General features: G+C 63.3%; 21 protein-coding genes. 7 read left to right on the forward strand and 14 right to left on the reverse strand.

Features of this window, described 5'->3' with window-relative positions:
* The first annotated feature begins 51 nt into the window (after positions 1–51).
* On the forward strand, positions 52–2,595 hold the full coding sequence (locus GV035_RS11875; protein WP_159835303.1) for a beta strand repeat-containing protein: 2,544 nt from the start codon (positions 52–54) through the stop codon (positions 2,593–2,595).
* Positions 2,596–2,756: 161 nt separating this feature from the next.
* Here GV035_RS11875 and lnt read toward each other — a convergent pair whose 3' ends face one another.
* From lnt to glpK, 7 genes are all read right to left on the reverse strand, one after another.
* Entirely contained in the window at positions 2,757–4,409 is a 1,653-nt protein-coding gene (gene lnt, locus GV035_RS11880; RefSeq protein WP_159835304.1) for an apolipoprotein N-acyltransferase, read from the reverse strand.
* A gap of 95 nt (positions 4,410–4,504) precedes the next feature.
* Positions 4,505–5,410: an HlyC/CorC family transporter gene (locus GV035_RS11885; RefSeq protein ID WP_159835305.1), complete on the reverse strand. Its 906-nt coding sequence runs from the start codon at positions 5,408–5,410 to the stop codon at positions 4,505–4,507.
* 190 nt (positions 5,411–5,600) lie between these two features.
* Positions 5,601–6,293 (reverse strand): gamma-glutamylcyclotransferase, encoded by a 693-nt coding sequence (locus GV035_RS11890; RefSeq protein WP_159835306.1) that lies wholly within the window; start codon positions 6,291–6,293, stop codon positions 5,601–5,603.
* Positions 6,294–6,342: 49 nt separating this feature from the next.
* Positions 6,343–6,807, reverse strand: a complete 465-nt coding sequence (ybeY, locus tag GV035_RS11895) for an rRNA maturation RNase YbeY (RefSeq protein ID WP_159835307.1) — start codon at positions 6,805–6,807, stop codon at positions 6,343–6,345.
* The gene (locus GV035_RS11900) at positions 6,804–7,919 is read right to left on the reverse strand and encodes a PhoH family protein (RefSeq protein ID WP_159835308.1); all 1,116 of its coding nucleotides are present in this window, start codon (positions 7,917–7,919) and stop codon (positions 6,804–6,806) included. Before GV035_RS11900 ends, ybeY begins: the two co-directional genes overlap by 4 nt.
* Before the next feature lie 33 nt (positions 7,920–7,952).
* Complete coding sequence (miaB, locus tag GV035_RS11905) at positions 7,953–9,326, reverse strand: tRNA (N6-isopentenyl adenosine(37)-C2)-methylthiotransferase MiaB (RefSeq protein ID WP_159835309.1); 1,374 nt, start codon at positions 9,324–9,326, stop codon at positions 7,953–7,955.
* Positions 9,327–9,541: 215 nt separating this feature from the next.
* Complete coding sequence (glpK, locus tag GV035_RS11910) at positions 9,542–11,041, reverse strand: glycerol kinase GlpK (RefSeq protein WP_159835310.1); 1,500 nt, start codon at positions 11,039–11,041, stop codon at positions 9,542–9,544.
* 209 nt (positions 11,042–11,250) lie between these two features.
* Here glpK and GV035_RS11915 point away from each other — a divergent pair, with 209 nt between their 5' ends.
* Entirely contained in the window at positions 11,251–11,631 is a 381-nt protein-coding gene (locus GV035_RS11915; RefSeq protein ID WP_159837836.1) for a hypothetical protein, read from the forward strand.
* 48 nt (positions 11,632–11,679) lie between these two features.
* Here the strand turns inward: GV035_RS11915 and GV035_RS11920 are convergent, their stop codons facing one another.
* Positions 11,680–11,877 carry a hypothetical protein gene (locus GV035_RS11920; RefSeq protein ID WP_159835311.1) on the reverse strand — a complete coding sequence of 66 codons (198 nt, stop codon included), beginning with the start codon at positions 11,875–11,877 and terminating at the stop codon, positions 11,680–11,682.
* 433 nt (positions 11,878–12,310) lie between these two features.
* Here GV035_RS11920 and GV035_RS11925 point away from each other — a divergent pair, with 433 nt between their 5' ends.
* From GV035_RS11925 to GV035_RS11940, 4 genes are all read left to right on the forward strand, one after another.
* Positions 12,311–13,948, forward strand: a complete 1,638-nt coding sequence (locus GV035_RS11925; protein WP_159835312.1) for a gamma-glutamyltransferase family protein — start codon at positions 12,311–12,313, stop codon at positions 13,946–13,948.
* A 147-nt stretch (positions 13,949–14,095) separates the two neighbouring features.
* Positions 14,096–15,457 carry an MFS transporter gene (locus tag GV035_RS11930; RefSeq protein ID WP_201303965.1) on the forward strand — a complete coding sequence of 454 codons (1,362 nt, stop codon included), beginning with the start codon at positions 14,096–14,098 and terminating at the stop codon, positions 15,455–15,457.
* 309 nt (positions 15,458–15,766) lie between these two features.
* Complete coding sequence (locus GV035_RS11935) at positions 15,767–16,591, forward strand: ferritin-like domain-containing protein (protein ID WP_159835313.1); 825 nt, start codon at positions 15,767–15,769, stop codon at positions 16,589–16,591.
* Between the two features lie 55 nt (positions 16,592–16,646).
* Positions 16,647–17,159, forward strand: coding sequence for a hypothetical protein (locus GV035_RS11940; protein WP_159835314.1), 513 nt, complete (start codon positions 16,647–16,649; stop codon positions 17,157–17,159).
* A gap of 71 nt (positions 17,160–17,230) precedes the next feature.
* Here the strand turns inward: GV035_RS11940 and GV035_RS11945 are convergent, their stop codons facing one another.
* From GV035_RS11945 to GV035_RS11960, 4 genes are all read right to left on the reverse strand, one after another.
* The gene (locus GV035_RS11945) at positions 17,231–18,727 is read right to left on the reverse strand and encodes a DEAD/DEAH box helicase (protein WP_159835315.1); all 1,497 of its coding nucleotides are present in this window, start codon (positions 18,725–18,727) and stop codon (positions 17,231–17,233) included.
* A 218-nt stretch (positions 18,728–18,945) separates the two neighbouring features.
* Positions 18,946–19,566, reverse strand: a complete 621-nt coding sequence (gene trhA, locus GV035_RS11950; RefSeq protein WP_159835316.1) for a PAQR family membrane homeostasis protein TrhA — start codon at positions 19,564–19,566, stop codon at positions 18,946–18,948.
* A gap of 82 nt (positions 19,567–19,648) precedes the next feature.
* On the reverse strand, positions 19,649–20,947 hold the full coding sequence (locus tag GV035_RS11955; protein ID WP_159835317.1) for a c-type cytochrome: 1,299 nt from the start codon (positions 20,945–20,947) through the stop codon (positions 19,649–19,651).
* Positions 20,948–20,968: 21 nt separating this feature from the next.
* Positions 20,969–21,712: a c-type cytochrome gene (locus tag GV035_RS11960; protein ID WP_159837840.1), complete on the reverse strand. Its 744-nt coding sequence runs from the start codon at positions 21,710–21,712 to the stop codon at positions 20,969–20,971.
* A 422-nt stretch (positions 21,713–22,134) separates the two neighbouring features.
* Between GV035_RS11960 and GV035_RS11965 the strand changes: the two genes are divergently transcribed.
* On the forward strand, positions 22,135–23,070 hold the full coding sequence (locus GV035_RS11965; protein ID WP_159835318.1) for a CopD family protein: 936 nt from the start codon (positions 22,135–22,137) through the stop codon (positions 23,068–23,070).
* Positions 23,071–23,078: 8 nt separating this feature from the next.
* Here the strand turns inward: GV035_RS11965 and GV035_RS11970 are convergent, their stop codons facing one another.
* Positions 23,079–23,378: a hypothetical protein gene (locus tag GV035_RS11970; protein WP_159835319.1), complete on the reverse strand. Its 300-nt coding sequence runs from the start codon at positions 23,376–23,378 to the stop codon at positions 23,079–23,081.
* A gap of 123 nt (positions 23,379–23,501) precedes the next feature.
* Positions 23,502–24,317 (reverse strand): 3-methyl-2-oxobutanoate hydroxymethyltransferase, encoded by an 816-nt coding sequence (gene panB, locus GV035_RS11975; protein WP_159835320.1) that lies wholly within the window; start codon positions 24,315–24,317, stop codon positions 23,502–23,504.
* Between the last annotated feature and the right edge of the window lie 36 nt (positions 24,318–24,353).

A 24,353-nucleotide genomic window follows, 5' to 3' on the forward strand; every position in this document is an offset into this window, starting at 1 on the left:
GAAGGATACTTCCAGATCGGAAATGAAACTCTTCCATATTTAGGAATACGTATGAACCAAGAAGCGAACTATGTCGTTACCCCGACGGTGCCCGGCAGTATGGTGTCCATTACGACGGACAATGCCGCGTTTGACGTTGAGAGCGACGCTTCGTTCAACCTTACCGGCTCATCTAACGAGATTGTCGTCGAGAATTCGAGGGAGGTCGGCATCGGTGCCGCAGTAATCGTTTCAGGAGACGGGAACACGGTGGTTGCTGCTGCCGATTCTTCACGGACCGACTTCGACGTCACCGGCAACCGGAACACCGTCACGGTTAACGACCATTCATACGTTACCGTTTCCGGTTCATGGAACACCGTAAATACCTTGGGCGCGCAAACGGCGGTTGACATCCTCAACTACACGACGGTGAACGCTGCTGATTGGGGCGACATTATCAACGTCGGCGGGACCGGAAACACTATCAACGCGAACCAAAGCTCGATCAGAATGTGGCACACCGGTTCAAACGACGTGAACGGTGATAATGACACAATCGACGTTGATTATTGGGCCGGCAATGACCCTTCGGCGCTGCAAGAATTCAAAGTTACTGGTTCTGGCAATGCGATAAATATTGACGATCGATGCGCACAGACTCTTGTTTCAACCGCGACCGATACAATCAGCACGCGAAGCGACGGCTCAATTGTCGTCACGGGTGGCTTCAATCCCGGCGCGATAACCGTGACGGGCGGTAAGGCGACTCTCCAGCTTGGAGATGGAAATGTGGTCAATCTTTCTAATGTCTATTCGGGACAGACGTTTGAATACGTCGACGCAACCGGGGCCGCAACGTCGACTATGCTGATGGATACTAACCTTCTGCATTTGGGCGGAAGTCTTTATCAAGTGTTGGGTTCTGCCAGCGCCAGGTTGAGTAACACCACCTTCGTGGCGTCTACTCCGCAACAGTTTTCCCTCAAAGGCAATTTGGATCAGGTCGTGTTGTCCGATGGCTCAACTATCAGCTTAGAGGGCGACGGTGATACAGTGGTTGGCACAAATGCTAGTCGCACGAACGTTACACTTCTGAACGGTACCAACAACGTGATCGCTGTCGGTGCAAACAGTACGGTGACCGACAGTGCGGTTGGAACGTCAGTCACTGTTGGCGCGAACAGCGTCGTTGTCATGTATGACAGTACTGATTCAACCGTGACTGCGACGCAAGGCGGTACATACATAGGCGCAGGCGTCCGCACCACGATCAATGCAAACAACGACACGATCTTCTCAACCAACGCAGGGGTCAAGATCAGCGGCAACGGCAATCAGATCCAGTTGGCGGCGCAGGGATATAGTTCGGGAGCAGTCAACGTTCGAACCAGCACTCCAACAGTCGATCTGACCGGTTCCAATAATTCGATTGCGATTAATGCAAGTTTCGATGCGGCGGATGCGACGGCGCAAAGCGCGGTCTCCACGTCGAAGGACTCTCTTAGTATTGCCGGAAACGGGTCGATTATCATTGCTGGTAGCGTCAACCCGGCTGTGACTCTCACGGGTGGAATCGCTACCGTGCAACTCGGAGACGGGAACACCGTCACTACATCGAACGTGTACTCCGGGGCGACGCTCGACTATATCGATGGGAATGGCACTAAGACGACCTCTACGCTCATGGATTCGAATTTATTGCATTTGGGGGGGAGCTTGTACCAGCTTTTCGGCGACGCTAATGCAAAGATGGACAATTCGATCTTTGCCTTCGCCGGCGACAACCTCTCCATGCACGCAAGCGGAAGCAACGATCAGTTCGTCTTGACAAGTGGGAGCGGCCTTCAGTTCTCGGGCAACTCTGACACGGTCATAGGCACAAACGCCAGCGGCGCATATGTTCAACTGAATGGCGCGAATAATTTGGTTTCGGTAGGAGCAAATTCGAACATTAACGACTTCGGTTCCGGAGACACGCTCACGGTAGGCGCAAACAGTTGGGTGGCTGCAGTCGCCGCGAACACGACCGTGAATGCTACTCAGGGAGGGGCGGGTATTTCTATCTCTGGCAGCGGTTCGGCGAAAATCAACGCGAACAACGGCGAACTCTATCTTATGGGAGGAAACACAGTTTCCGTACAAGGCAATGGCAACGTGATCGATGTCTGGGGCCCAGGCGAAACGGTCACGGTACAAGGCTCGGGCAACTCGCTGTTGATGGACTCCACTTCGCAGACTGTGCTGACCTCGAGCAGTTCGCTCTCGCGTGGCGACGACGGAACGATCATTGTGACCGGCAGCGTCGATCCAGGCACCGTTACGCTGACTTCCGGAACGGCAACGGTGAACCTTGGCAACGGAAACGTCGCAACACTGAGTGGGGTAAGTTCAGGAGCGAAGGTTGAGTATATCGATGCTTCTGGCGTAGCTACCTGGTCTGCTCTGCAAGACACTTCGCTGGTCTCAGGCTCCTTCACTTCCGCGCACACGCTAGCGAATCAGCTCGTCGCCGCCATGGCTTCGTACACAAATGCTGATTCCGGTGCTGCATCGTTCGTGGCGCAGCAGGCAACCAATGACTCGCAGCATATGCTTGCAGCGTCGCTTCATTAAGCCGTTGGTTTGAATGTTCCGAGAGGTGGGCCGCTGTGTGCGCTCCTGTCTCTCGGAGCCGTCAGAGTGCGACTCTGCGCGAGGCAGGGAAGCACTCGGCGATAAACGCTACCTTCATCGCAGCGACGACGCGCCGACCGCCGCACAGAGGCGGTGACCCGCTATTTCCTCTTCTCCGGCGCAAACGCAAACCCAACCGCGAGCAACAACAACGACACGACAATCACCGTCGCATTGCCGCTCGTCACATACGGCGTGCGCCCCGACGTGCCTTGCACGCGCGCTTCGAGCACGCCGGTGGTGAACGTCGGCAGTCGCGAGACGACATCGCCGTTGGCCGCGATCACCGCGGTCATGCCCGTGTTGGTCGCGCGCAGCGTCGGCCGGCCGGTTTCCATCGAACGCATGCGCGCAATCTGCAAGTGCTGGTCGAGCGCGATGGTGTTGCCGAACCACGCGAGATTCGTCGAGTTGACGAGAATGCCCGCAGGCGTTTCCTGTTCGCGCAGCGTCCGCGCGATCTCTTCGCCGAAAATGTCCTCGTAGCAGATATCGACGGCGACCGGCTGGTTGTGCACGAAAAACGCCCTTTGCACCAGCGGGCCGCGCGCGAGATCGCCGAGCGGAATGCCCATCAGGTTCACGAACCAGTGAAAGCCGAGCGGCACGAATTCGCCGAACGGCACGAGATGATGCTTGTCGTAACGGTAGACGTCGTTCACGCCCGGCGTGATGCCAAAGAGACTGTTCGTGAAATCGGTCGGGCGGCCGTCGGGCTGAAGCGTGACGCCGATCGCACCGAAGAGAATCGATGAGTTCGTGCGGTCCGCGAAACTGCGGATCGCGCTCGCGAACGCCGGCGGCACCTGAACGGCCAGCACGGGCAGCGCGGTCTCCGGCGTGACGATCAGATCGGCCGGTTTCTCGGTGATGAGCCGCTTGTACAGCGCGAGCGATTCGTCGACGCCTGCCTGTTCGAACTTCATTTCCTGTTTCACGTTGCCTTGTAGCAGGCGCACGGTGAGCGGGGCGTTCGCAGGCGTCGTCCATTGCACGAGCGAGAGCAACATGCCGGCGATGATCAACGCACATGCCGTCAGTGCCGGCGCCAGCGCGCGCTGCCGCATAATGCGCAACGCATACGCCGCCTGCACGATGCACGCAGCCACGAGCGCGAGCACCCACGCGACGCCGTACACGCCCGCGACCGCGCCGAATCCGGCGAGCGGGCCGTCCACTTGCGCATAGCCGCTCGCGAGCCACGGAAAGCCGGTGAACACGAGTCCGCGCAGCCATTCACCGAGCGCCCAGGCGCTCGCGAACGCGAACGCGCCGTGCCAGGTGGGCGCGTAGCGCGGCGATGCGTCGATTTCGCGGGCAGTGACGGCGTCTTCGTCGCCAAAGCGGGCGCGTCCCGCGACGAGCGACCAGACGAGGCTCGACAATGCCGGATACACCGCGAGGTACAGCGAGAACAGCGCGACAGCGGCGGCGGCGAGCGGCGCGGCCATGCCGCCGTAGTCGTGCATGCTGACGTACAGCCACCAGACGCCCGTGACGAAGTTGCCGAAGCCGAAGGCCCAGCCGGTCGCCGCCGCGCTCTTCCAGCCGTTCGTGCGCGAGAGCCACGAGTAGAAGCACGCGAAGATAGCGAGTTCGATCCAGCCGCCGTGCGGCGTCGGCGCGAAAGACAGCGTGTTCGCCGCGCCGAGCACGGCCGCGACGAGGTAATGCCAGAACGGCAGCGCACGCGGAGCCGCGGAAGCGGACGCGTCACGTTGACGCGAGAGGGAGCGAAACGATGAATCGGCCATGGATTGCGGGGTCGGCGGATGCGAAAGGGTAGTTCCGAAAGCTGTCGGCGGCGCCGCGCGAGAGAATGCCCGCGCTGACGCCCACGCGCCGCACGTCAGTCGCGCAGCTCGCTTTCGTCATCGCCCGCCTGACGTTGCTGCTGAGTGAGATTGGGCACGCGCCGCACGAGCAGCACGTGAATTTGACGGGCGTCGCCGCGAAGAATTTCGAACGCGAAATCGTCGATGCGTACCTTCTCGCCGCGATGCGGCACGCGCCCGAAGCGATGCGTGACGAGCCCGCCGATGGTGTCCACTTCGTCATCCGAAAAGTCGGTGCCGAATTCTTCGTTGAACTGCTGAATGCCCGTCAGCGCGCGCACGCGGAACTTGCCGTCCGGCGACGCGATGATGTTGCCGCTTTCCTCATCGAAGTCGTATTCGTCCTCGATGTCGCCGACGATCTGCTCCAGCACGTCCTCGATGGTAATGAGACCCGCGACGCCGCCGTATTCATCGACGACGATCGCAATATGATTGCGGTTCACGCGAAAGTCGTGCAGCAGCACGTTCAGACGCTTCGACTCGGGAATGAAGACGGCGGGGCGCAACATGCCGCGCACGTCGAATTCTTCTTCGGCGTAATAGCGCAGCAGGTCTTTCGCGAGCAGCACGCCGATGATGTTGTCGCGGTTGCCCTCGTACACCGGATAGCGCGAGTGCGCTTTTTCCAGCACGAACGGAATGAATTCGGCAGGCGTTTCCGCGATGTTGATGGCGTCCATCTGGGCGCGCGGAATCATGATGTCACGCGCGCAGAGGTCGGACACCTGAAAGACGCCTTCGATCATCGAAAGCGAATCGGCGTCGAGCAGGTTGCGCTCGTGCGCGTCCTGCAGCACTTCGAGAAGCTCGTCGCGCGACTCGGGTTCGTGCGAGATGAAATCGGTCAGACGCTCGAGCAGCGAGCGTTTTTCCTGCGGTTTGTCGGAGTGGCGTCGACTGGGATAGGGTTCGTTCATAGCGGAGCGCCCGGGATGGCCCGGGCGCAAATTATCGGAAACTTAAGCATACACCAAGGTAAAACGCGGGCTGCGTGGGGCGGCGCGCTCAGCGAAACGCTCCACGATGGTAGCCGACCGATGTGGAAAAAAGGTGTCAGGCGTGCGTCGTTAGCCGATCGGCCGATCCCCTTTTGAGGCAGCGAGAAGCTCACTGCGAGCCCTGGCAACGTCTGAGCAGCGCCTCCAGGGCCCGGTCCGGCATGCCGCTTTCGCGCAACGCCTTCACGGTTCGGCTCACGTAGTCGAGCGTGGTGCCGTATCGACCGCTCGCGCAGCCCAACACCGTGCGAATGACCGGGTCTGCCAGCTTTCCCGTGTACGACGTGGCATCGCGGCGCATGACGAACGCGAGCGCCGCAACGCGCCGTCCGTCGATGAGCGTGCACGGCAGCCATGCCGGCCGGTACGAAGCCATCGCCATTTCGCGTCGCCAGAGCACGTCGAGATGCGCGTCGGTGTCCGGGCCGCCGAGCCGGAACGCCATGCCGGTGCAGGAGCCGCCGCGATCGAGCGCCAGCACGAGACCGGGCTGCTCCGGCGTGCCGCGATTCACACGCGACCACAGATACAGCCCGCGATGGTAGCCGTGCACCTTGCCGCGCACGGCTTCGAGCGTCGGCAAACCGGGGTTCCAGATCAGCGAGCCGTAGCCGAAGAGCCAAAGATCGGACGTGCGGTCGCAGTGAGCCAGCGCCGCTTCGCGCGACGCGGCGAGCTCTTCATCGGTGAGAAGCGGCGTTTCGAGGAGCGTCGGCGGATAGTCCGGGCAAGGCCGCGGCGAATCGAGCGGCAAAGTCTCGGGAGCGGGAGCGGGCGTGGACCCGGGTGTCTTGTCGTTCACGGTGCGGGGGCAGCGGATCGGCGCAATGAAAGCCTTCGATCGGCAGAAGTCAGACCAATGGCACGTAAGGGTCGGAGAAGCCGAGCGACTGCATGATATCCGTCTCGATAGATTCCATCTCTTGCGCCTCGCTTTCGACCTCGTGATCGTAGCCCTGCGCATGCAGCGTGCCGTGCACGATCAGATGCGCGTAATGCGCGGCGAGCGGCTTGCCCTGCTCGGTGGCTTCGCGTTCGACCACCGGACAGCAGAGAATCAGATCGCCCGCGACGGGATCTTCTTCGGATTCGGCATACGCGAAAGTGAGCACGTTCGTCGCGTAATCCTTCTGCCGATACGTGCGATTCAGCATGCGGCCTTCTTCCTCGTCGACGAAACGGACTGTCAACTCGGCGTCGGCGAAAAGCGAAGCCTTGATCCAGCGGGCGACCGTCACGCGTGGCAGCATGGCCTTGTGCGACGGAAACGCCTTTGCAGCCGGGAACTGCAAGCTCAGCGTGAGACGGGGCATCATGCAGGCTTTTGCGACTGCTGCGCCGCACGCGCCGCTTCCGCGAGCGCGGCGTCCTTTTGCGACTGCGCGTCGTAAGCCTCGACGATGCGCGCGACGAGCGGATGCCGCACCACGTCCGCCGACGTGAAATGCGTGATAGCGATGCCGCGCACTTCCGACAGCACGTGCTGCGCTTCGATCAGCCCGCTCTTGTGGCCGCGCGGCAGATCGACCTGCGTGGTATCGCCCGTCACGACCGCCTTCGAGCCGAAACCGATACGCGTGAGGAACATCTTCATCTGCTCGGGCGTGGTGTTCTGCGCTTCGTCGAGAATGATGAACGCGTGGTTCAGCGTGCGGCCGCGCATGTACGCGAGCGGCGCGATTTCGATCATCTGGCGCTCGAACATCTTCGCGGTCTTGTCGAAGCCGAGCAGATCATAAAGCGCGTCGTAGAGCGGACGCAGATACGGATCGACTTTCTGCGCGAGATCGCCCGGCAGGAAGCCGAGCCGCTCGCCCGCTTCGACGGCCGGGCGCGTCAGCACGATGCGCTTGACCTGATCGCGCTCCAGCGCATCGACGGCGCAGGCGACCGCCAGATAGGTCTTGCCCGTGCCCGCCGGTCCGATGCCGAACGTCACGTCGTGCGCGACGATCTGCTTCAGATACTGGCGCTGCATGGGCGTTCGGCCACGCAGGTCGGCGCGGCGCGTGTAGAGCGTCGGGCCGTGGTCTTCGTCCTCGCCGAGATCCATCGTGGCGCTCGGCTCGTCGAACGGATGGTCCGGGTCGCCGCGAAAGCGCGGGTCGTTCTGCCCGTCGTCCTCGCCGTTCTTGCCGGCTTCTTTCGCAAGCCGCGCCGCATGGCTCGCTTCGACGAGCGCGAGCTGAATGTCGTCGACGGAAATCGGATCGCGGGCACGGTTGTAGAAGTTCTCGAGCGCCGCGAGCGCCACCTTGGCGCCCCGGCCGCGAATCGAAATCTTGTGCCCACGCCGCGACAGCGTCACGTCGAGCGCCTGTTCGATCTGCCTGAGATTTTCGTCGAGCGGGCCGCAGAGGTTCGCAAGCCGCGCATTGTCCTCGCGCGGAGCGGTGAATTCGAGATGCTGCTGGGGAGCGTTCTTCAAGGCGGGGTAGGGGTCCTGTCCGGTCTCGTAGGATTAATTGGCAAGCTCGGGGGCCGTTTCGGGTGCGAGCACGAGCGCGCCGCGCAGCGAATGCGGATACGCGTGGTTGATCTCGACGTCGATCATCTGGCCGATAAGCCGCGCATGCGAAGCGAGCGGCGCCGGAAAATTCACGACCCGATTGTTCGCCGTGCGTCCGGCGAGCTCGCGGGGATCCTTGCGCGACGGACCTTCCACCAAGATGCGCTGCACCGAGCCGACCATCGAATTGCTGATTCTCACGACGTTTTCCTCGATCGTCGCCTGCAAGTGCTGCAAGCGCCTGAGCTTGACCTCGCGGGGCGTGTCGTCGTGCAGGTTTGCAGCCGGCGTGCCCGGTCGCGGGCTGTAGATGAAGGAGAAACTCGTGTCGTAGCTCATTTCCTCGACGAGCGTCATCATCCTGGCGAAATCGTCCTCGGTTTCGCCGGGGAAGCCGACGATGAAGTCCGTCGACACCGACAAATCCGGACGAATTGCCCGCAGGCGACGAATCACCGACTTGTATTCGAGCACGGTGTAGCCGCGCTTCATCGCCATCAGAATGCGGTCGGAGCCGTGCTGCACCGGCAAATGCAGGTGCGAGACGAGCTTCGGCACCTTCGCGTACGTGTCGATGAGGCGCTGCGTGAATTCTTTCGGATGCGAAGTGGTGTAACGAATGCGTTCGATGCCCGGCACTTCCGCGACGTACTCGATCAGCGTGGCAAAGTCCGCGGTCTCGTGTGCCCCGGCCGTGAGCGCGCCCCGGTATGCGTTCACGTTCTGGCCGAGCAGCGTGACTTCGCGCACGCCCTGATCGGCGAGACCGGCAATTTCGGTCAGCACGTCGTCGAGCGGGCGCGAGACTTCCTCGCCACGCGTGTAAGGCACGACGCAATAACTGCAGTATTTGCTGCACCCTTCCATGATCGAGACGAAGGCGCTCGGGCCCTCGACCCGCGCCGGCGGCAGGTGATCGAATTTCTCGATTTCCGGGAAGCTGATATCGACCTGCGCGCGGCCTGTGGCGCGGCGCTTGTCGATCATGGCCGGCAACCGATGCAGCGTCTGCGGGCCGAACACGATATCGACGTACGGCGCACGCGCGACGATCGACGCGCCTTCCTGACTCGCGACGCAACCGCCGACGCCAATGAGCAGATACGGGTTTGCTTCCTTCAGTTCGCGCACGCGGCCCAGGTCGGAGAACACCTTCTCTTGTGCTTTTTCGCGCACGGAGCACGTATTGAACAGAATGACGTCTGCGTCTTCGGGTGTGTCGGTCTTGACGAGTCCTTCAGCAGCACCGAGCACGTCGACCATCTTGTCGGAGTCGTACTCGTTCATCTGGCAGCCGAAGGTCTTTACGTAAACTTTCTTGGTCATGAATGGTCGCCGGTCGCAGTGGTTAACCTGGGGGCGTAGAGAGAATGGAAGGAATTCAGCGGTTTTGCGTGATTCTGCGCCGCTTTCGCTTGTGTTTAACTGCACATTATAGCGCGCGGCGCTTTCCGACGCTCGCGGCCGGCGGCGGCCGAAGCCGGCGGTCGCACGAACGTTAATATGGCCGCGCAGGCCCCTGCGATCCGTCGCGGTGAGGGTCATGACGCATCCGCCCACGCTTTGGCCGCGGTGACTGCTCGTTGCCAGCCAGCGAGATACGGCTCGACTTCCGATGCTGGCATGGACGGCGTAAAACGCCGGTCTAGCTGCCATTGCGCTTTGAGTTCTCCGATATTCTTCCAATATCCCACCGCCAGCCCCGCGAGATACGCGGCCCCGAGCGCAGTGGTTTCCGCGACGCGCGGGCGCACCGTGTCCACGCCGAGCAAGTCGGCCTGAAACTGCATCAGCAAGTCGTTGGAGCAGGCGCCGCCATCCACACGCAATTGCGCGATGGGCATGCCCGAGTCGGCTTCCATCGCCCGCAAGACATCGAGCGATTGATAAGCGATCGAATCCAGCGCCGCCCGCGCGATGTGGCTCGACGTCGTTCCCCGCGTGACCCCGAACAGCGTTCCGCGCGCGCGGGCGTTCCAGTGCGGCGCGCCGAGTCCGGCGAACGCGGGCACGAGATAGACGCCGTCGCTGTCAGGCACGGCGCGCGCGAGCGCCTCGACCTCGCTTGCGCGGCGGATCAGCCCGAGCCCGTCGCGCAGCCATTGCACGACCGCGCCCGCAATAAAAATGCTGCCTTCCAGCGCATAGTCGACGCGGTCCCCAATATGCCAGGCAATGGTCGTCACGAGATTGTTGCGTGACTCGATCGGCTTGTCGCCCGTGTTCATCACGAGGAAGCAGCCCGTGCCGTACGTGTTCTTCACCATGCCGCGTTCCGTGCACATCTGCCCGAAGAGCGCGGCGTGCTGGTCTCCCGCGATCGACGCGATCGGTATTTCGGCGGCAAGCAGGCTGCCGTGCGTGCGTCCGTAAACTTCCGACGACGCGCGCACTTCGGGAAGCATGCTGCGCGGAATGCCGAAGGCGTCGAGCAACTCGTCGTCCCAGCGGCGCGCGTGGATATCGAAGAGCATGGTGCGCGACGCATTCGTGATATCCGTGATGTGCAGGCCCCGGCGCGTGAAGTTCCAGACGAGCCAGCTATCGACGGTGCCGAATGCAAGCCGTCCCTGCTTTGCCTTGTCCCGCGCGCCTTCGACGTTATCGAGAATCCAGCGGATTTTCGTCGCAGAGAAATAGGCGTCGATCGGCAGGCCGGTCTTCGCGCGGACCATTGGCTCCAGACCGCGCGCCTTGAGTTCGTCGCACAGTGGGGCCGTGCGACGGTCCTGCCAGACGATCGCGTTGTACACCGGTCTGCCGGTCTCGCGATCCCACACGATGGTCGTTTCCCGCTGGTTCGTGATGCCTACCGCGGCGATCGACGACGCGCTCAGTCCGGCTCGCGTGACGGCTTCAGCCGCGACGCCCGCCTGCGTCGACCAGATCTCCTGGGGATCGTGCTCGACCCAGCCCGCACGCGGATAAATTTGCTGGAACTCCTTCTGGGCGACGGACACGACATTCCCGCTCCTGTCGAACAGCATGGCGCGCGAACTCGTCGTGCCCTGATCGAGCGCAAGGACGATTTGATCCTGCATGGTCATCTCCGAGGTTGAGCGGGCATCGGCCGTACGAGGTCCGCATGCGCAATCTATCGGACGCGGGGCGCGCGGACAACCTGGCCTAATGGCATAGGCAAAATGGACGTTTTCGGCTCGCCGTGATTCGGCCTATGCCATCTGGCCGAGTGGCACGAAGGCGGCGATCGTCCGATACTGGCGGCTCAAACGAGCGAAGGGTGAGTGCGATGCGAAAGTGGATCGTGGCAAGCGCGTGTGCGGCAGCCGCATTGGGCGCGTGCGTGACGACGCCAAGTCTGGACGGTTCGTCCGGCGCGCCGTCGTTTGGGGCGCTGCAGGAGATGTGCGGAACGGCGTCGGCGGATTGGGGAGCCGACGCGCAGTCCGTGTATTCGGCTTTCTTCGACGCGTATGTCGCCCAGCGGCGCGGCGGCTTGTCGAAGGAACGCTTCTGCGCGTTTCAGGCGGGCATTGCGGAACGGTATCGCGCGTACGTGGCGAATCCCGGTCCCGCAGCGCGAAGCGCATGGGCGAACTTTCTGCTGGATCAGCGCGCTCAGGCGCTCAGTTGGCGCGCGGCCGTCGATCCGACATTGCGCTCCGGATAGGAGCTTGGGAGGGATGGGACGCAGCGGACCGCCACGTCCCGTGCGCTGCTACGAGAACCGCCGGAAGGCCTTGATGGTGGAATCGCCGGTTGCGGTGAGCCGCCATTGTTGTCGTCCGGAGGCGAGTCGTTCCAGCTGGACGAGTTGGCGTTCGAGCAGAGCGTCGAGTTCTTCGCGCTCCATATCGACTTGATGGGGCGCTTCCTGAACCAAAAGCAGCGTGGCAAATTCGTGCGGACTCAGCATCGTGTTCTCCATGACGACCGAAACGCATGGCGGCCAGCGGCGACCGGCCGGCTCCTCGTTTTCGAAACGTTGTGCGGGAAAACTGCAAACCGCCGGGCAGCCCGTTGTCTTTGGTATCGGGTGCCGGGAATTGGGATTGTAGGCAAGCGTCTGAGGAGTGCCAATCATACCGTCGAAAATTTTGGCTTTGACTTTTTGAGCTCGCCGAAGCGGTTCGCCGGAGCCGGCTGTTTGGAGAAACTACGTGAGCATCACGCCGCACTGCACACAAGAGAGGTCGTGCCTCGACTGATGCCGACGTTTCATTAATCTATACGATAAATGAATTTGTTCAGGCTTACGGCGGCAATGCAATATGCTTCTTTTGCCGCATCAATCAATTGGCTCGCCTGCGCTCGGACCGCATAGGTCGCTCGTCACTCGGACTTCATTCATGAACCGCTTCAATTGGCAGAATCCTTACCCCACGCCGCGCCTTCCGGTTTTTGCGCGGAACATCGTGTCGACATCGCATCCGCTGGCCGCGCAGGCCGGTCTGCGCATGCTGTGGAAAGGCGGCAATGCCGTCGACGCAGCCATTGCGGCAGCGGCGGCCATTACCATCGTCGAACCGGTGTCGAACGGTCTGGGCGGCGATGCTTTCGCGCTCGTGTGGGACGGCAGCAAGCTGCACGGACTCAATGCGTCGGGCGTGGCGCCGGCGGCGTGGAACGTCGACTATTTCCGTCGCAAACTCGGCGAAGAAAACGGCTTGGCACGCCAGCCCAAGCGCGGCTGGGACACGGTCACGGTGCCGGGCGTCATCGCTGGGTGGGAAGCGTTGCATGCGAAGTTTGGATCTCTGCCGTTCGGCGATCTGATGGAGCCAGCCATCGAAATCGCGGAGCGCGGGCACGCGGTGGCGAGTATCGTCGCTTACAAGTGGGCGGCAGCGGTGCCGGAAATGAAAGATCAGCCCGGTTTCGCCGACGTGTTCATGCCGCACGGCCGCGCGCCCGAGGTGAGCGAACTCGTGCGGATGCCCGGCCACGCGAAGACCTTGCGTGCGCTCGCTGAGAACGGGCCGCGCGCCTTCTACGAAGGCGAGATCGCGGAATGCATTGCGGCGTTCGCTCGCGAGGGCGGCGGCGCGATCACGCTGGACGACCTGCGCAACTATCGCGCGGACTGGGTCGAACCGATCAGCAAGGACTATCGCGGGTACACGGTCCATGAGATTCCGCCGAATGGGCAGGGTATCGCGGCGCTCATCGCGCTGGGCATTCTCGACAAGTTCGATGTCCGTGCGCTGACGGTCGATCGCATCGAGTCGCAGCATCTGCAAATCGAAGCCATGAAGCTCGCGTTCGCGGACGTGTATCGCTATGTCGCCGATCCGCGCTCGATGGATGTCACGCCCGAGCAGATGCTCGACGACGCGTACCTGACCGAGCGCGCGAAGCTGATCGACCCGAGGCGAGCCACGCAGTTCGACTTCGGCATGCCGAAGGCGGGCGGCACCATCTATATGTCCGTGGCGGACGAGCGCGGCATGATGGTCAGCTTCATCCAGTCGAACTACATGGGCTTCGGCTCGGGGGTGGTCGTGCCGAATTCCGGTATCGCGCTGCAAAACCGCGGCTGCGGTTTCTCGATGGACCCGAAATCCGTCAATGTCGTCGAGGGCGGCAAGCGCCCGTTCCATACAATCATTCCCGCGTTCGTCACGCAGGAAATCGATGGCCGCCGTGACGCCGTGATGAGCTTCGGCGTGATGGGCGGCGACATGCAGCCGCAAGGGCATTTGCAATCGATCGTGCGAATGATGGACTACGGCCAGCAGCCGCAAGCCGCTTGCGACGCGCCGCGCTGGAAGGTCAACCGCGACTTCACCATCGACATCGAAGCGACGCTCGACCTCGAGACGGCTCGCGCGCTGGAAGGCCTCGGCCATACCATCAAGTCCATCGACGATCCGTACATGGACTTCGGTTCGGGGCAGTACATCTGGAAGCTGGATCGCGACGATCCGGACCGCGGTTACGTCGCAGCCAGCGACAGCCGCCGCGACGGCCTCGCCGCCGGCTTCTAGAACGCGGCTGCCTGCGTTCGCGCGCAGGCGTCCGCTCCTTTCGTGGGTTTTTGCCATTCGCACTGCCCGAGCGCGGCGCGAATGGCGGCGCACGCCCGCGCATTGCTGCACCCGGCCAAGCACGAGATGACCCATCAGGGAGAAATCATGAACGAACGGGTGCACGAAGCGCCGGTTTCCGGCAACGCTGCCACGGCCCACGCCACTGGCGTTTCACATCCGCCGTCGGGCACGCTGTCGAAGGCGATGGTCCGCCGCATCGTATTTTCGTCGTCCGTCGGCAATGCGCTCGAGTGGTTCGATTTCCTGGTCTACGGCTACTTCGCGGCGATCATCGCGAAGGCATTCTTTCCATCGCATGACGAATGGCTCTCGACGATGCTTGCCATCGGCACGTTCGGCCTTTCCTTCTTGATGCGTCCGTTGGGCGCGATCGTGCTCGGCATCTACGCCGACCGCAACGGCCGCAAGGCCGCGCTGACGTTCGCCATTCTGCTCATGATGATCGGCACGTTCACCATGGCGGTCATGCCGTCGTATCAGCACATCGGCGTCGCCGCGCCGCTCCTGATTCTGCTCGCCCGGCTGATTCAAGGGTTCGCGGTCGGTGGCGAATTCGGCAGCGCGACGGCGTTCATGGTCGAGCACAGTTCAGCGCGGCGCGGCTATTACGCGAGCTGGCAATTCGCGAGTCAAGGGCTCGCCGCGATCATGGCCGCCGCGTTCGGCTCGGTCCTGACCGCGTGGCTGCCGCAGCCGCAACTCGAGTCGTGGGGCTGGCGCATTCCGTTCGTCTTTGGTCTCTTGATCGGGCCGGTCGGCTATTACATTCGCTCGCACCTCGACGAAACGCCCGAGTTTCTCGCCGCGCGTCCCGCTCGCACCGACGCGCGCGCGCCCGGCGTCTCGTTCGCGAATCAGTGGATCAACTTGTTGCTGGCGGTCGGGATCGTCGCGCAATCGACGGTCGGCGTGTACGTGCTCCAACTCTACATGCCGATGTACGCGGTCAAGCAATTGCACCTGCCCGCCACGGCGTCGTTCGCGGTGGTGGTGCTGAACGGCGGCTTGCAGTTCATCTTCTCGCCGATCATGGGCGCGCTGTCGGACCGGCTCGGACGCATTCGCATCATGCTCGCGACGTCCATCATCATGGGTGTCGCCATTTATCCAATGTTCGCGTGGCTTCAGGCATCGCCGACGGTGCTTTCGCTCGTCGTGCTCCAGTCGGCGGCAGGCATTCTGAAAGCCGCGTATTCCGGTCCGATGCCCGCGCTGATGTCCGAGATTTTTCCGACGCGCGTGCGCTCGACCGGGTTGTCCATCGGCTATGCGCTGGGCGTGACGCTCTTCGGCGGATTCGCGCCAACTATCGTCGAGGCGTTCATCCACGTCACCGGCGACAAACTCGCGCCGAGCTATTACGTGCTGCTCGCGGCGATTCTGTCGGGCGTTTCGCTGGCGATCGTCGCGTGGCGCATGCGGGGCGGCGCGCGGCAGGCTGCATGACGGCGTCTTTTCCGACGCTGACTCGCGTGTGCAAGGCGTTCGGCACGCTTCCTGCTCTATGCTGCCCCACCGATGCCAAGGCAGCGAGACGTAGAAAATTGACGCACGGCAAGGCGCGCACGGAACCGCATCGCGCGGCGCAAGTCTGTCCCCATGTCTGCAAACTCGTTGCAGGACGGCTAAGATGAAAGAGCACTAGCCGCTAACACTTTGATTTGAAGACGCTGGGACGACGCTCGCAGCGTCGTACGAACCTCGACCGTCTTTTTTGGCCGGTGGCGCGTTCAGTTCAGCCAAGGAGCGCGATACATGCATACAGATAGCACCCACGTCATGCCGTGGCGCATCGAAGATATCGATCTGAATCGGATCGACCGACAGAAGGCGGCATCCAACGAACATCTTCTTTTGTTGCTCTGTGCCTGCTCGTTTATCGAGAGCGGCACGGATCTCTACACGAGCAACCTCAGCACGTACTTTCGCGACGATCCCGAAATCGCGGCGTGGCTCAACAACGAGTGGGAGCCCGAGGAGATGCAGCATGGCCGCGCGCTGAAGACCTACATCAACCACGTCTGGCCGGAGTTCGACTGGGACACGGCGTTCAAGAACTTCTTCGCCGAATATTCGCTGACGTGTTCTTACGAGCAGTTCGAGAAAAAGCGCGCGCTGGAGATGGTGGCGCGCTGTGTCATCGAGACGGGGACGGCCACGCTGTATCGGGCCATCAACGAATGCTCCGACGAGCCGGTGCTCAAGGAGATCACGGACAACATCCGCATCGACGAAGTGCGCCACTACAAGCATTTTTTCCGCTTCTTCAAGAAGTGGAACAAGATCGAAGGGAACGGGCGCCTCGCCGTGCTCGGCGCGCTCGTGCGGCGCGTGGCGGAGCTGAAAAGCGAGGATTCCGAGATCGCACTGCGGCACGTCTTCGCCATTCGCTACCCCGAGCGCGCGAAAGATTCGACCTATAACCGCGAGCTTTTTGCGCGGGTCAATGCGTTGGTCCGGAGAAATCTGTCGGCCGATCAGTGCATCAAGATGCTTCTGAAGCCGCTCGACCTTCCCGCGCGTATTCAACCGGGCGTTCACTATCCGCTCGCGAAAATCACGCAGTTCTTCTTCCGCTAAGGCTCGTCGCGTGAAGCGGCGCCATGCCGTTTCACGCGACGAAGCACACGTTCCCATGACCGATTCCGCCGCAGGCAAGACGTCGCTGTCTTCGCAAACCGTCTTCGACGAATGGCCTTCCGATTTGCGCGCGCTCTTCGACGGTACGCTGACGGGCGCGCCGAGCGGATTCACGGCGTCGCTGTCGGCCGTCGATGACAGCGGGCGAATCCGAACCGCGCTCCTCAGCGCCGGCGAACTGCTCGCGCCCGACGCGCGTACGTTGTGTTTTGCGCTATGGCCGTCGTCGCGGACGGCACGGGCCATCGCATCGGGCGCGAGCGCGAAGCTCGCTTTCGTGTTCGACGAGGCGTTCCATCAAGTGCAGATCGACGCGCGCCGTGTCGCGCTCGACGACGTGCCGCTGGCGTGCTTCGTCGGGACCATCGAGAGCGGGGAGATTCAGCGCGTGCCGTATGCGCGGCTGACAGGCGGCATCACGTTCGAACTGACGGACACCGAGCAAGTGCTCGCGCGCTGGCGCGAGCAACTGGACTGGCTGAAGCAAGCGGCGAGCGCCGCTGCCTGATTCTTCTTTCGCGAGCCGCTCCCGTTGGCGGCCCGCTTTCACTCCGACACAAAGGACGATGAACGCGACGCTCAGCGCCCGCGTCCGCCCGTGCGGATGCCGTCGCGGCGCACGCCGCCGTTGTCGCTGCGCGACTTCCCGCCGAGCAGCGCGCCGGGGTTGCCGGCCTTGGCGCGCGGCGCCGGCGCGTGACCCGGCGCATGCGCGGCTTCCGGACGGCGAGGCGCTGGCTTCACGCCCGCGTTTGCGCCGCCATTCGCTTTGACCGCAGCCGGCTTTGCGCCGCGGCCGTCGCGCTGCGCCTGAGCTCCGCTTCCCGCTTTCGGCGCACGCCCCTGATTCTGCGACTCGCCATGCGGGCGACCGCCTTCGCGCGGACCGCCGCGTCCCTGGCTGCGGCGTTGAATCGGCTCGGGCTTCGCGTTCGGGTCCGGTTCGAAGCCGGCAATCACTTCCTGCGGAATCGGCCGCTTGATGAGGCGCTCGATGTCCTTCAGCAATTGCAGTTCGTCCACGCAGACGAGCGATACCGCTTCGCCGTCCGCGCCCGCGCGCCCCGTGCGGCCGATACGGTGCACGTAATCTTCCGGCACGTTCGGCAGATCGAAGTTGACGACGTGCGGCAACTGGTCGATGTCGATGCCGCGCGCCGCGATATCGGTGGCGACGAGCACCTGCAACGTCTGATCCTTGAATTCGGCGAGCGCCCGCGTGCGCGCCGACTGGCTCTTGTTGCCGTGAATGGCGAGCGCGCTGATGCCGTCCTTCGCCAACTGCTCGGCGAGACGGTTCGCGCCGTGCTTGGTGCGCGTGAAGACGAGCACCTGAAACCAGTCGTGCTGACGGATCAGATGCGTGAGCAGTTCGCGCTTGCGATCGCGGTCGACCGGATGGATCTTCTGTTCGATGCGTTCGGCCGTGGTGTTGCGGCGCGCGACTTCGATCAGCGCGGGCGAATCCAGCAGGCTGTCGGCGAGCGCCTTGATTTCATCCGAGAACGTGGCCGAGAACAGCAGATTCTGGCGCTTCTGCGGCAGACGCGCGAGCACGCGCTTGATGTCGTGAATGAAGCCCATGTCCAGCATGCGATCGGCTTCGTCGAGCACGAGAATTTCGAGCTGCGAAACGTCGATCGTCTTTTGCTGCATGTGATCCAGCAAACGCCCCGGCGTCGCGACGACGATATCCACGCCACGGCGCAGCGCGTCGATTTGCGGATTGATGCCCACGCCGCCGAACATGACGGTCGAGCGCAGCTTCAGATATTTGCCGTAGGCGCGCACGCTTTCTTCGACTTGCGCGGCGAGTTCGCGCGTGGGCGTGAGAATCAGCGCGCGCACCGGGCGCTTGCTGCCAGCCGCGGCCGGCGCGAGTTGCGAGAGACGTTGCAGGATAGGCAGCGTGAAGCCCGCCGTCTTGCCGGTGCCGGTCTGCGCGCCGGCGAGCAGGTCGCCGCCTTTCAGAACGGCCGGAATGGCCTGAAGCTGGATAGGAGTGGGGTTCGTGTAGCCGAGTTCGTTGACTGCGCGAAGGAGAGGTTCTGACAGACCGAGTGAATCAAAAGACATAAATGGAGGTTCGAATCGTTGTGGCGAACGGCGTGCAGGCGGCTGACGACAGCGGCGATGATGTACGACGCTCGGAATGAATCGGGCGGCGGGCCGGGTTGCGCGGTCTTCGACCGCCTGGCTGTGCCGCAAGGTTCGACGCGCCATCAAGACACGCCGGCTGGCTGTAAGTTGCATCGCGTTTCGTCGCGATGCGGGCGTTGCGACCCGCTCAGGGCTCACGCGACGTAGCGCGCGACGCTCACGAACTGACACAGACTGCCCGCCAGCACGAACAGATGCCAGATACCGTGGCCGTGCCGGATGCGCTCGTCGTTGATGAAAAACCAGATGCCGGCGGTGTAGATCAGACCGCCTGCCACCAGCCACGCGGTGCCCGCGGGCGGCAGCGCCGTCAAGAGCGGATGAACGGCTACGAGCGCGAGCCAGCCCATCAACACGTACAGCACCATCGAAACGCTGCGGGTTCGTCGCCCGAGCGTGAGTTCCTGCGTGATGCCGAGAACAGCGAGTCCCCAGCTCACGCCGAACAGCGACCAGCCCCAGGGGCCGCGCAACGTCACCAGTGTATACGGTGTGTAGCTGCCGGCTATCAACAAGTAGATGGCCGAGTGATCGCACTTCTGCAGCACTGCTTTCATGCGCGGCGTGCGCGCGCAGTGGTACAGCGTGGAAATCAGATACAGCGTGCACAGCATGGCGCCGTAGATCGCGAAGCTCACGACCTTGTAGGCATCGCGATCGAGCGCGCCCATCGTCACGAGCGTCGCGAGTCCCGCGACGGACAGAACGACCCCGATCAAATGGCTGATGCTGTTGAAACGCTCGCCTGCGTGCATGACCGATCCACCAAAGACAAGGGGCGCAGCCCCGACATGAAGGCTGCGCCCCGTGCGTATTGTACGCTGTCTTGCGCGAATGTCAGTCGAGCGGCGCCGAACGCAGGTTGCTGACCTGTTGCGGCGACACCGGCGTGCCGTGGTTGCCCCACGACATACGGATGTACGTCACGACCGCGGCGACTTCCGTATCCGACAGCGACTGCGCGAACGGCGGCATGCCGTGCGGCATAGGATTGCCGTCCGTGCTCGGCGGATAACCGCCGTTCAACGTCATGCGGATCGGGTTGACGGCCGACGGCATCTGGATCGACTGATTGTTCGCGAGCGGCGGGTAAGCAGGCGGCTTGCCGAGACCGTTCTCCGCGTGGCACTTCGCGCAGTTCTCGGTGAACACCTTCTTGCCCATCGTCAGCAGCTCGCCGCCGAACTTCTCGGACGTTTCGAGCTGAAGCGGTTCCGGCGCTTCCTTCTTCTGCGGAATCGACTTGAGATAAGTCGAGATCGCATTGACGTCCGCGTCGGTCATGTACTGCAGGCTGTTGTGAACCACTTCGGCCATCGGGCCGAACACCGCGCCGCGCTGCGACACGCCGGTCTTCAGCAGGTCGCTGATGTCCTTGAGGTCCCAGTCGCCGAGACCGGCTTCCTTGTTCGACGTCAGCGACGGCGCATACCAGTTCTGGAGCGGAATCAGGCCACCCGCGAACGCGGCGGAGCTGACCGGACCGCCCATCGCGTTGATCGACGTATGGCACATGCCGCAGTGGCCGAGCCCCTCGACGAGATACGCGCCACGGTTCCATTCGACCGATTTGGTCGGGTCCGGCTTGTACTCGCCTTCGCTGAAGAACAGCGTGCGCCAGCCGATCAGCAGATTGCGGTTGTTGAACGGAAAGCGCAGTTCATGCGGACGGCTCGGCTCGGAGACCGGCGGGACCGAACGCAGGTAGGCGTAGATCGCGTCGGAGTCGGCGCGCGTCACCTTGGTGTAGCTCGTGAACGGGAAGCCGGGGTAGAGCAGGCTGCCGTCCTTCGAGCGGCCGGTGTGCATCGCGCGATAGAAGTCGTCGGACGTCCATTTGCCAATGCCGTACTTGTCGTCCGGCGTGATGTTCGGCGTGAACATGGTGCCGAACGGCGTCGCCATGGGCAGGCCGCCCGCGAACTGCTTGCCGCCGCGCACCGTGTGGCAGGCGATACAGTCGCCGGCGCGGGCGAGGTATTCGCCGTGCTTGACGAGTTCGGCTTTATCCGCCGGGGTCGCCGCGACCGCGCCGCCCGAATGAAGGTTGTCGCCGCCCGACCAGAGGACGGCGCCGGCTGCGACGGCTGCCACCACGACAGCCGAGGAAAGTGCGAACAGGGACTTGCGTTTCATTGTGTTGTCGCTCCAGACGCCTTATTGCGGTTCGCTGCCGCAGACGAGCGGCATCTTCAACGAGCCAGCGGGCGCGGGCACCGGGTTGGCGGGTGCGGTTTGCGTGGAGAGCCATGCGGCGACGGCGGTCACGTCGTCGTCCGACAGGCGCGAAGCGATCTGCTGCATGCAGTCCGGCGCCTTCGCGTGACGCGTACCGGACTTCCATGCGCCGACCTGGGCGCTGATGTAGTCCGAATGCAGGCCGACCAGACCGGGGATGGCCGGCTGCATGCCGGTCAGCGCCTTGCCGTGACACGCCGAGCACGCGGGAATGTTCTTCGACGGATCGCCGTTCAGCACGAGCTGCGAGCCGCGCGCGAGCGTCGTGCCCGACACGTTCGTCTTCGCGGGCGGCGGATACGGCGGACGCTGCTGCGAGAAGTAATTCGCGATCTGATGAAGGTAGTCGTCCGAGAGATACGTGACGAGGTAGTTCATCGGCGGATACTTGCGCCGCCCTTCGCGGAAATTCTGAAGCTGGTTGTACAGATAGTCGGCGGGCTTGCCGGCAAGACGCGGGAAGTAGTCGTTGTCCGTGCCTTCGCCATGAACGCCGTGACATGCGGTGCAGCCTTGCACGCGGGCCGCCATGGTATCCGGTGCGATCTGCTGGTTTTGCGCCTGGGCCAGAGCCTGGCCCGCGCTGAGAACGCCGGCGCTGCCGATCAGTGCCAAGGCGAGCAGCGGACGGAAAATGCGTCTTGAAAACACGCGACACTCCATGAAATTCGGGGACCTGCCGAGCTTCGTGCGGCTCGGTGCGAAGGTGGCGAACCACGGCCACGCGTACGGTGGCGGAGGGTGGCGGACCACGGCCACAGCGGCTCGAGGAGCCTCTGATGCGACGCGGAATTCTATCATCGATGCCTGATGGTGACTATTTGACACAACTTTTCGGCCGCGCTGAGGCGGAATCGCGACAAAATGCCGCGCGACGGACAAGAACTTTGACATTGCATTGAATCATTGCTCATCAACAAAGAGTCGACGGCGCTCGCCGATGTTTAAGGCGCGCGATGCAATCCGCACTCCGGTTCGCGTGCGTTCGTTTAGACTTCGCGAGCCGCTTATCTTGCCGACGCATCGATGACCCGCCCGGATCTCCCTACAGCAATTCGCGTTCACGCCTCGACGGCCGCCGCATCATGACGGGCGGTTCGTTGTGGTTTCTGCAAATGGTATTTGCCGCGCTGTCGGACGCGGCGTTCGCGTGCGCGCTCGGTGCCGTGCTGCTCGGCGGCTGGCTGCATCGCGAAAGGGCGGCTGCGGCGGTTTCGCCCGCGCGGCGCGCATCGCGGCGGGCGTCGCGTTTCGGCGTCGTCGCAGCGCTCGTCTTCGTGCTGTGCGGCTTCGTTTCGCTGTGGCTTCAGTGCGCCGCGATGAGCGGCACGTCGATCGTCGATGCCGGATCGTCGCTGTGGCTCGTCGCGACGGCCACGCACGCGGGCATCGGCTGGGCGGTGTCGCTGGCGGGCGGCGTGCTGTTCGCGCTCGCCACGGCGACAAGCCGTCCGTTCGACGCGGGGCGGCTCGCCGTCGCGGCGCTCGGCGCGTTAATCGCGGCAGCGGGGAAGGCGGCGATCGGCCATGCCGCCGACGCGGGCGCGTTCTCGCTCGCGGAGGCCGTGCAGTTGCTGCACTTGCTCGCGACGGGCGTGTGGGGCGGCGTGGTCATCGCGGGCGCGGCGGTCGTCTTGCCGGCGCTCGATGCGTCAACCGCGCGTGCTTCGCTGTTGCGCGTGGTCGGGCGCATGTCGAGCGTGGCGACGATCGCGGTGGCCGTCGTGGTCGCGACGGGTCTGTTCAACGCGTGGCGCGGCACCGGCGGATCGGCTGCGGCGCTCGCGCAAAGCGGCTGGGGACACGCGCTGATCGTGAAAGCGGCGCTCGTCGCGGCGGCGCTGGCGCTCGGCGCGCTGAACCGCTGGTCGGCGCTGCCGCGCTTGCAACGCACCGCATCGACCACGGACGCGCATACGGTCATCAACTTGATGCGCGTGGAAGCCTTGCTGATGGTGGGCGTGTTCTTCGCGGCGTCGGTGCTGTCGCACAGCCTGCCGGGTTTCGCGGCCGGCGGTTGATCGCCGGCTCACTCGTAGCCGAGCTTGTGACTCACGATAGGCGCGCAGAATAGCGCGAGCGCGCATCCCGCCGCTTTGCCCTGTAGCTCAACGAAAGCGGTATGGGATTGGGCAACGAAGAGCACATCGAGCATCTGCGGCAAGCAGAACGCCGCCGCCAGCACGATGAACCCGCGCGTGACCATCGAGATGCGCCATCCATGCTGCGCGCCGAGCACCGCCGCGATCACGCGCGCCACGCCGAGCGCCACGAACGCGCCGACCGCGAGCTGCGCACGGACGGTTTCATCGGGAAGGACGTGCCACATGATCGTTCTCGCTCCTGGCTGACGGTTCAGCTTGGTGTGCAAGACAGTGTGCAAGAAGCTCGCCCGTCCGGTCTGTTCGTGAGAGCGCAAACGGGCGCGCGGTACGGCGCAAAACCGAAACAATCAGAACGTGTGCTCGGGACCGGGAAAACTGCCGTCCTTCACGGCGCGCACATAAGCTTCGACGGCCGCGAAAATGCTCGGCTGGCCTTGCATGAAATCCTTGACGAAGCGCGGACGCTTGCCGGGAAAGATGCCGAGCATGTCGTGAAGCACGAGCACTTGCCCCGAACAGTCGATGCCCGCGCCAATGCCGATGGTCGGAATCGCGAGTTGTTGCGTCACTTCGCGCGCGACGAGCGTCGGCACCGCTTCGATCACGAGCAGTTGCGCGCCCGCTTGCTGAAGCGCGAGCGCGTCGCGGCGCATCTGTTCCGCGGCCGCCTCCGACTTACCCTGCACCTTGAAGCCGCCGAACGCATGCACCGACTGCGGCGTGAGCCCGACGTGCCCGCACACCGGAATCGAACGCTCGACGAGGTAACGCACCGTGTCCGCGAGCCATTCGCCGCCTTCGAGCTTCACCATCTGCGCGCCCGCGCGCATCAGCTTGACGGCGTTGGCATACGCTTCCTCGCGCGAACCGATTGTGCCAAACGGCATGTCCGCGACGATCAGCGCGCTCTTGTTGCCGCGCGCCACCGATGCCGTGTGATACGCGATGTCGTCCAGCGTCACGGGCAGGGTCGTCCCGTGCCCTTGCAGGACGTTGCCGAGGGAGTCGCCGATCAGCATCACATCGACGCCCGCGCGGTCGAGCAGCGCCGCGAAGCTCGCGTCGTAGCACGTGAGCATCGCGATACGCTGGCCTGCCTCGCGCATGGCCTGCAGCTTCGGAACGGTGATCGTCGAACGGCTGGTTTCCTGCAGATACGTCATGATGATTTCACTGGAAATGGCGCGCGGGCGTGCAGC

It is taken from the genome of Burkholderia sp. 8Y, from assembly GCF_902506145.1.
GTDB lineage: Bacteria > Pseudomonadota > Gammaproteobacteria > Burkholderiales > Burkholderiaceae > Caballeronia.

Bases quoted from the DNA above. Each gene is read 5' to 3' on its own strand.
- GV035_RS11875 (WP_159835303.1), top strand. From the start codon at position 52: ATGAACCAAGAAGCGAACTATGTCGTTACCCCGACGGTGCCCGGCAGT.
- lnt (WP_159835304.1), bottom strand. From the start codon at position 4,409: ATGGCCGATTCATCGTTTCGCTCCCTCTCGCGTCAACGTGACGCGTCC.
- GV035_RS11885 (WP_159835305.1), bottom strand. From the start codon at position 5,410: ATGAACGAACCCTATCCCAGTCGACGCCACTCCGACAAACCGCAGGAA.
- ybeY (WP_159835307.1), bottom strand. From the start codon at position 6,807: ATGATGCCCCGTCTCACGCTGAGCTTGCAGTTCCCGGCTGCAAAGGCG.
- miaB (WP_159835309.1), bottom strand. From the start codon at position 9,326: ATGACCAAGAAAGTTTACGTAAAGACCTTCGGCTGCCAGATGAACGAG.
- glpK (WP_159835310.1), bottom strand. From the start codon at position 11,041: ATGCAGGATCAAATCGTCCTTGCGCTCGATCAGGGCACGACGAGTTCG.
- GV035_RS11915 (WP_159837836.1), top strand. From the start codon at position 11,251: ATGCGAAAGTGGATCGTGGCAAGCGCGTGTGCGGCAGCCGCATTGGGC.
- GV035_RS11920 (WP_159835311.1), bottom strand. From the start codon at position 11,877: ATGCTGAGTCCGCACGAATTTGCCACGCTGCTTTTGGTTCAGGAAGCG.
- GV035_RS11925 (WP_159835312.1), top strand. From the start codon at position 12,311: ATGAACCGCTTCAATTGGCAGAATCCTTACCCCACGCCGCGCCTTCCG.
- GV035_RS11930 (WP_201303965.1), top strand. From the start codon at position 14,096: ATGAACGAACGGGTGCACGAAGCGCCGGTTTCCGGCAACGCTGCCACG.
- GV035_RS11935 (WP_159835313.1), top strand. From the start codon at position 15,767: ATGCATACAGATAGCACCCACGTCATGCCGTGGCGCATCGAAGATATC.
- GV035_RS11940 (WP_159835314.1), top strand. From the start codon at position 16,647: ATGACCGATTCCGCCGCAGGCAAGACGTCGCTGTCTTCGCAAACCGTC.
- GV035_RS11945 (WP_159835315.1), bottom strand. From the start codon at position 18,727: ATGTCTTTTGATTCACTCGGTCTGTCAGAACCTCTCCTTCGCGCAGTC.
- trhA (WP_159835316.1), bottom strand. From the start codon at position 19,566: ATGCACGCAGGCGAGCGTTTCAACAGCATCAGCCATTTGATCGGGGTC.
- GV035_RS11955 (WP_159835317.1), bottom strand. From the start codon at position 20,947: ATGAAACGCAAGTCCCTGTTCGCACTTTCCTCGGCTGTCGTGGTGGCA.
- GV035_RS11960 (WP_159837840.1), bottom strand. From the start codon at position 21,712: ATGGAGTGTCGCGTGTTTTCAAGACGCATTTTCCGTCCGCTGCTCGCC.
- GV035_RS11965 (WP_159835318.1), top strand. From the start codon at position 22,135: ATGACGGGCGGTTCGTTGTGGTTTCTGCAAATGGTATTTGCCGCGCTG.
- GV035_RS11970 (WP_159835319.1), bottom strand. From the start codon at position 23,378: ATGTGGCACGTCCTTCCCGATGAAACCGTCCGTGCGCAGCTCGCGGTC.
- panB (WP_159835320.1), bottom strand. From the start codon at position 24,317: ATGACGTATCTGCAGGAAACCAGCCGTTCGACGATCACCGTTCCGAAG.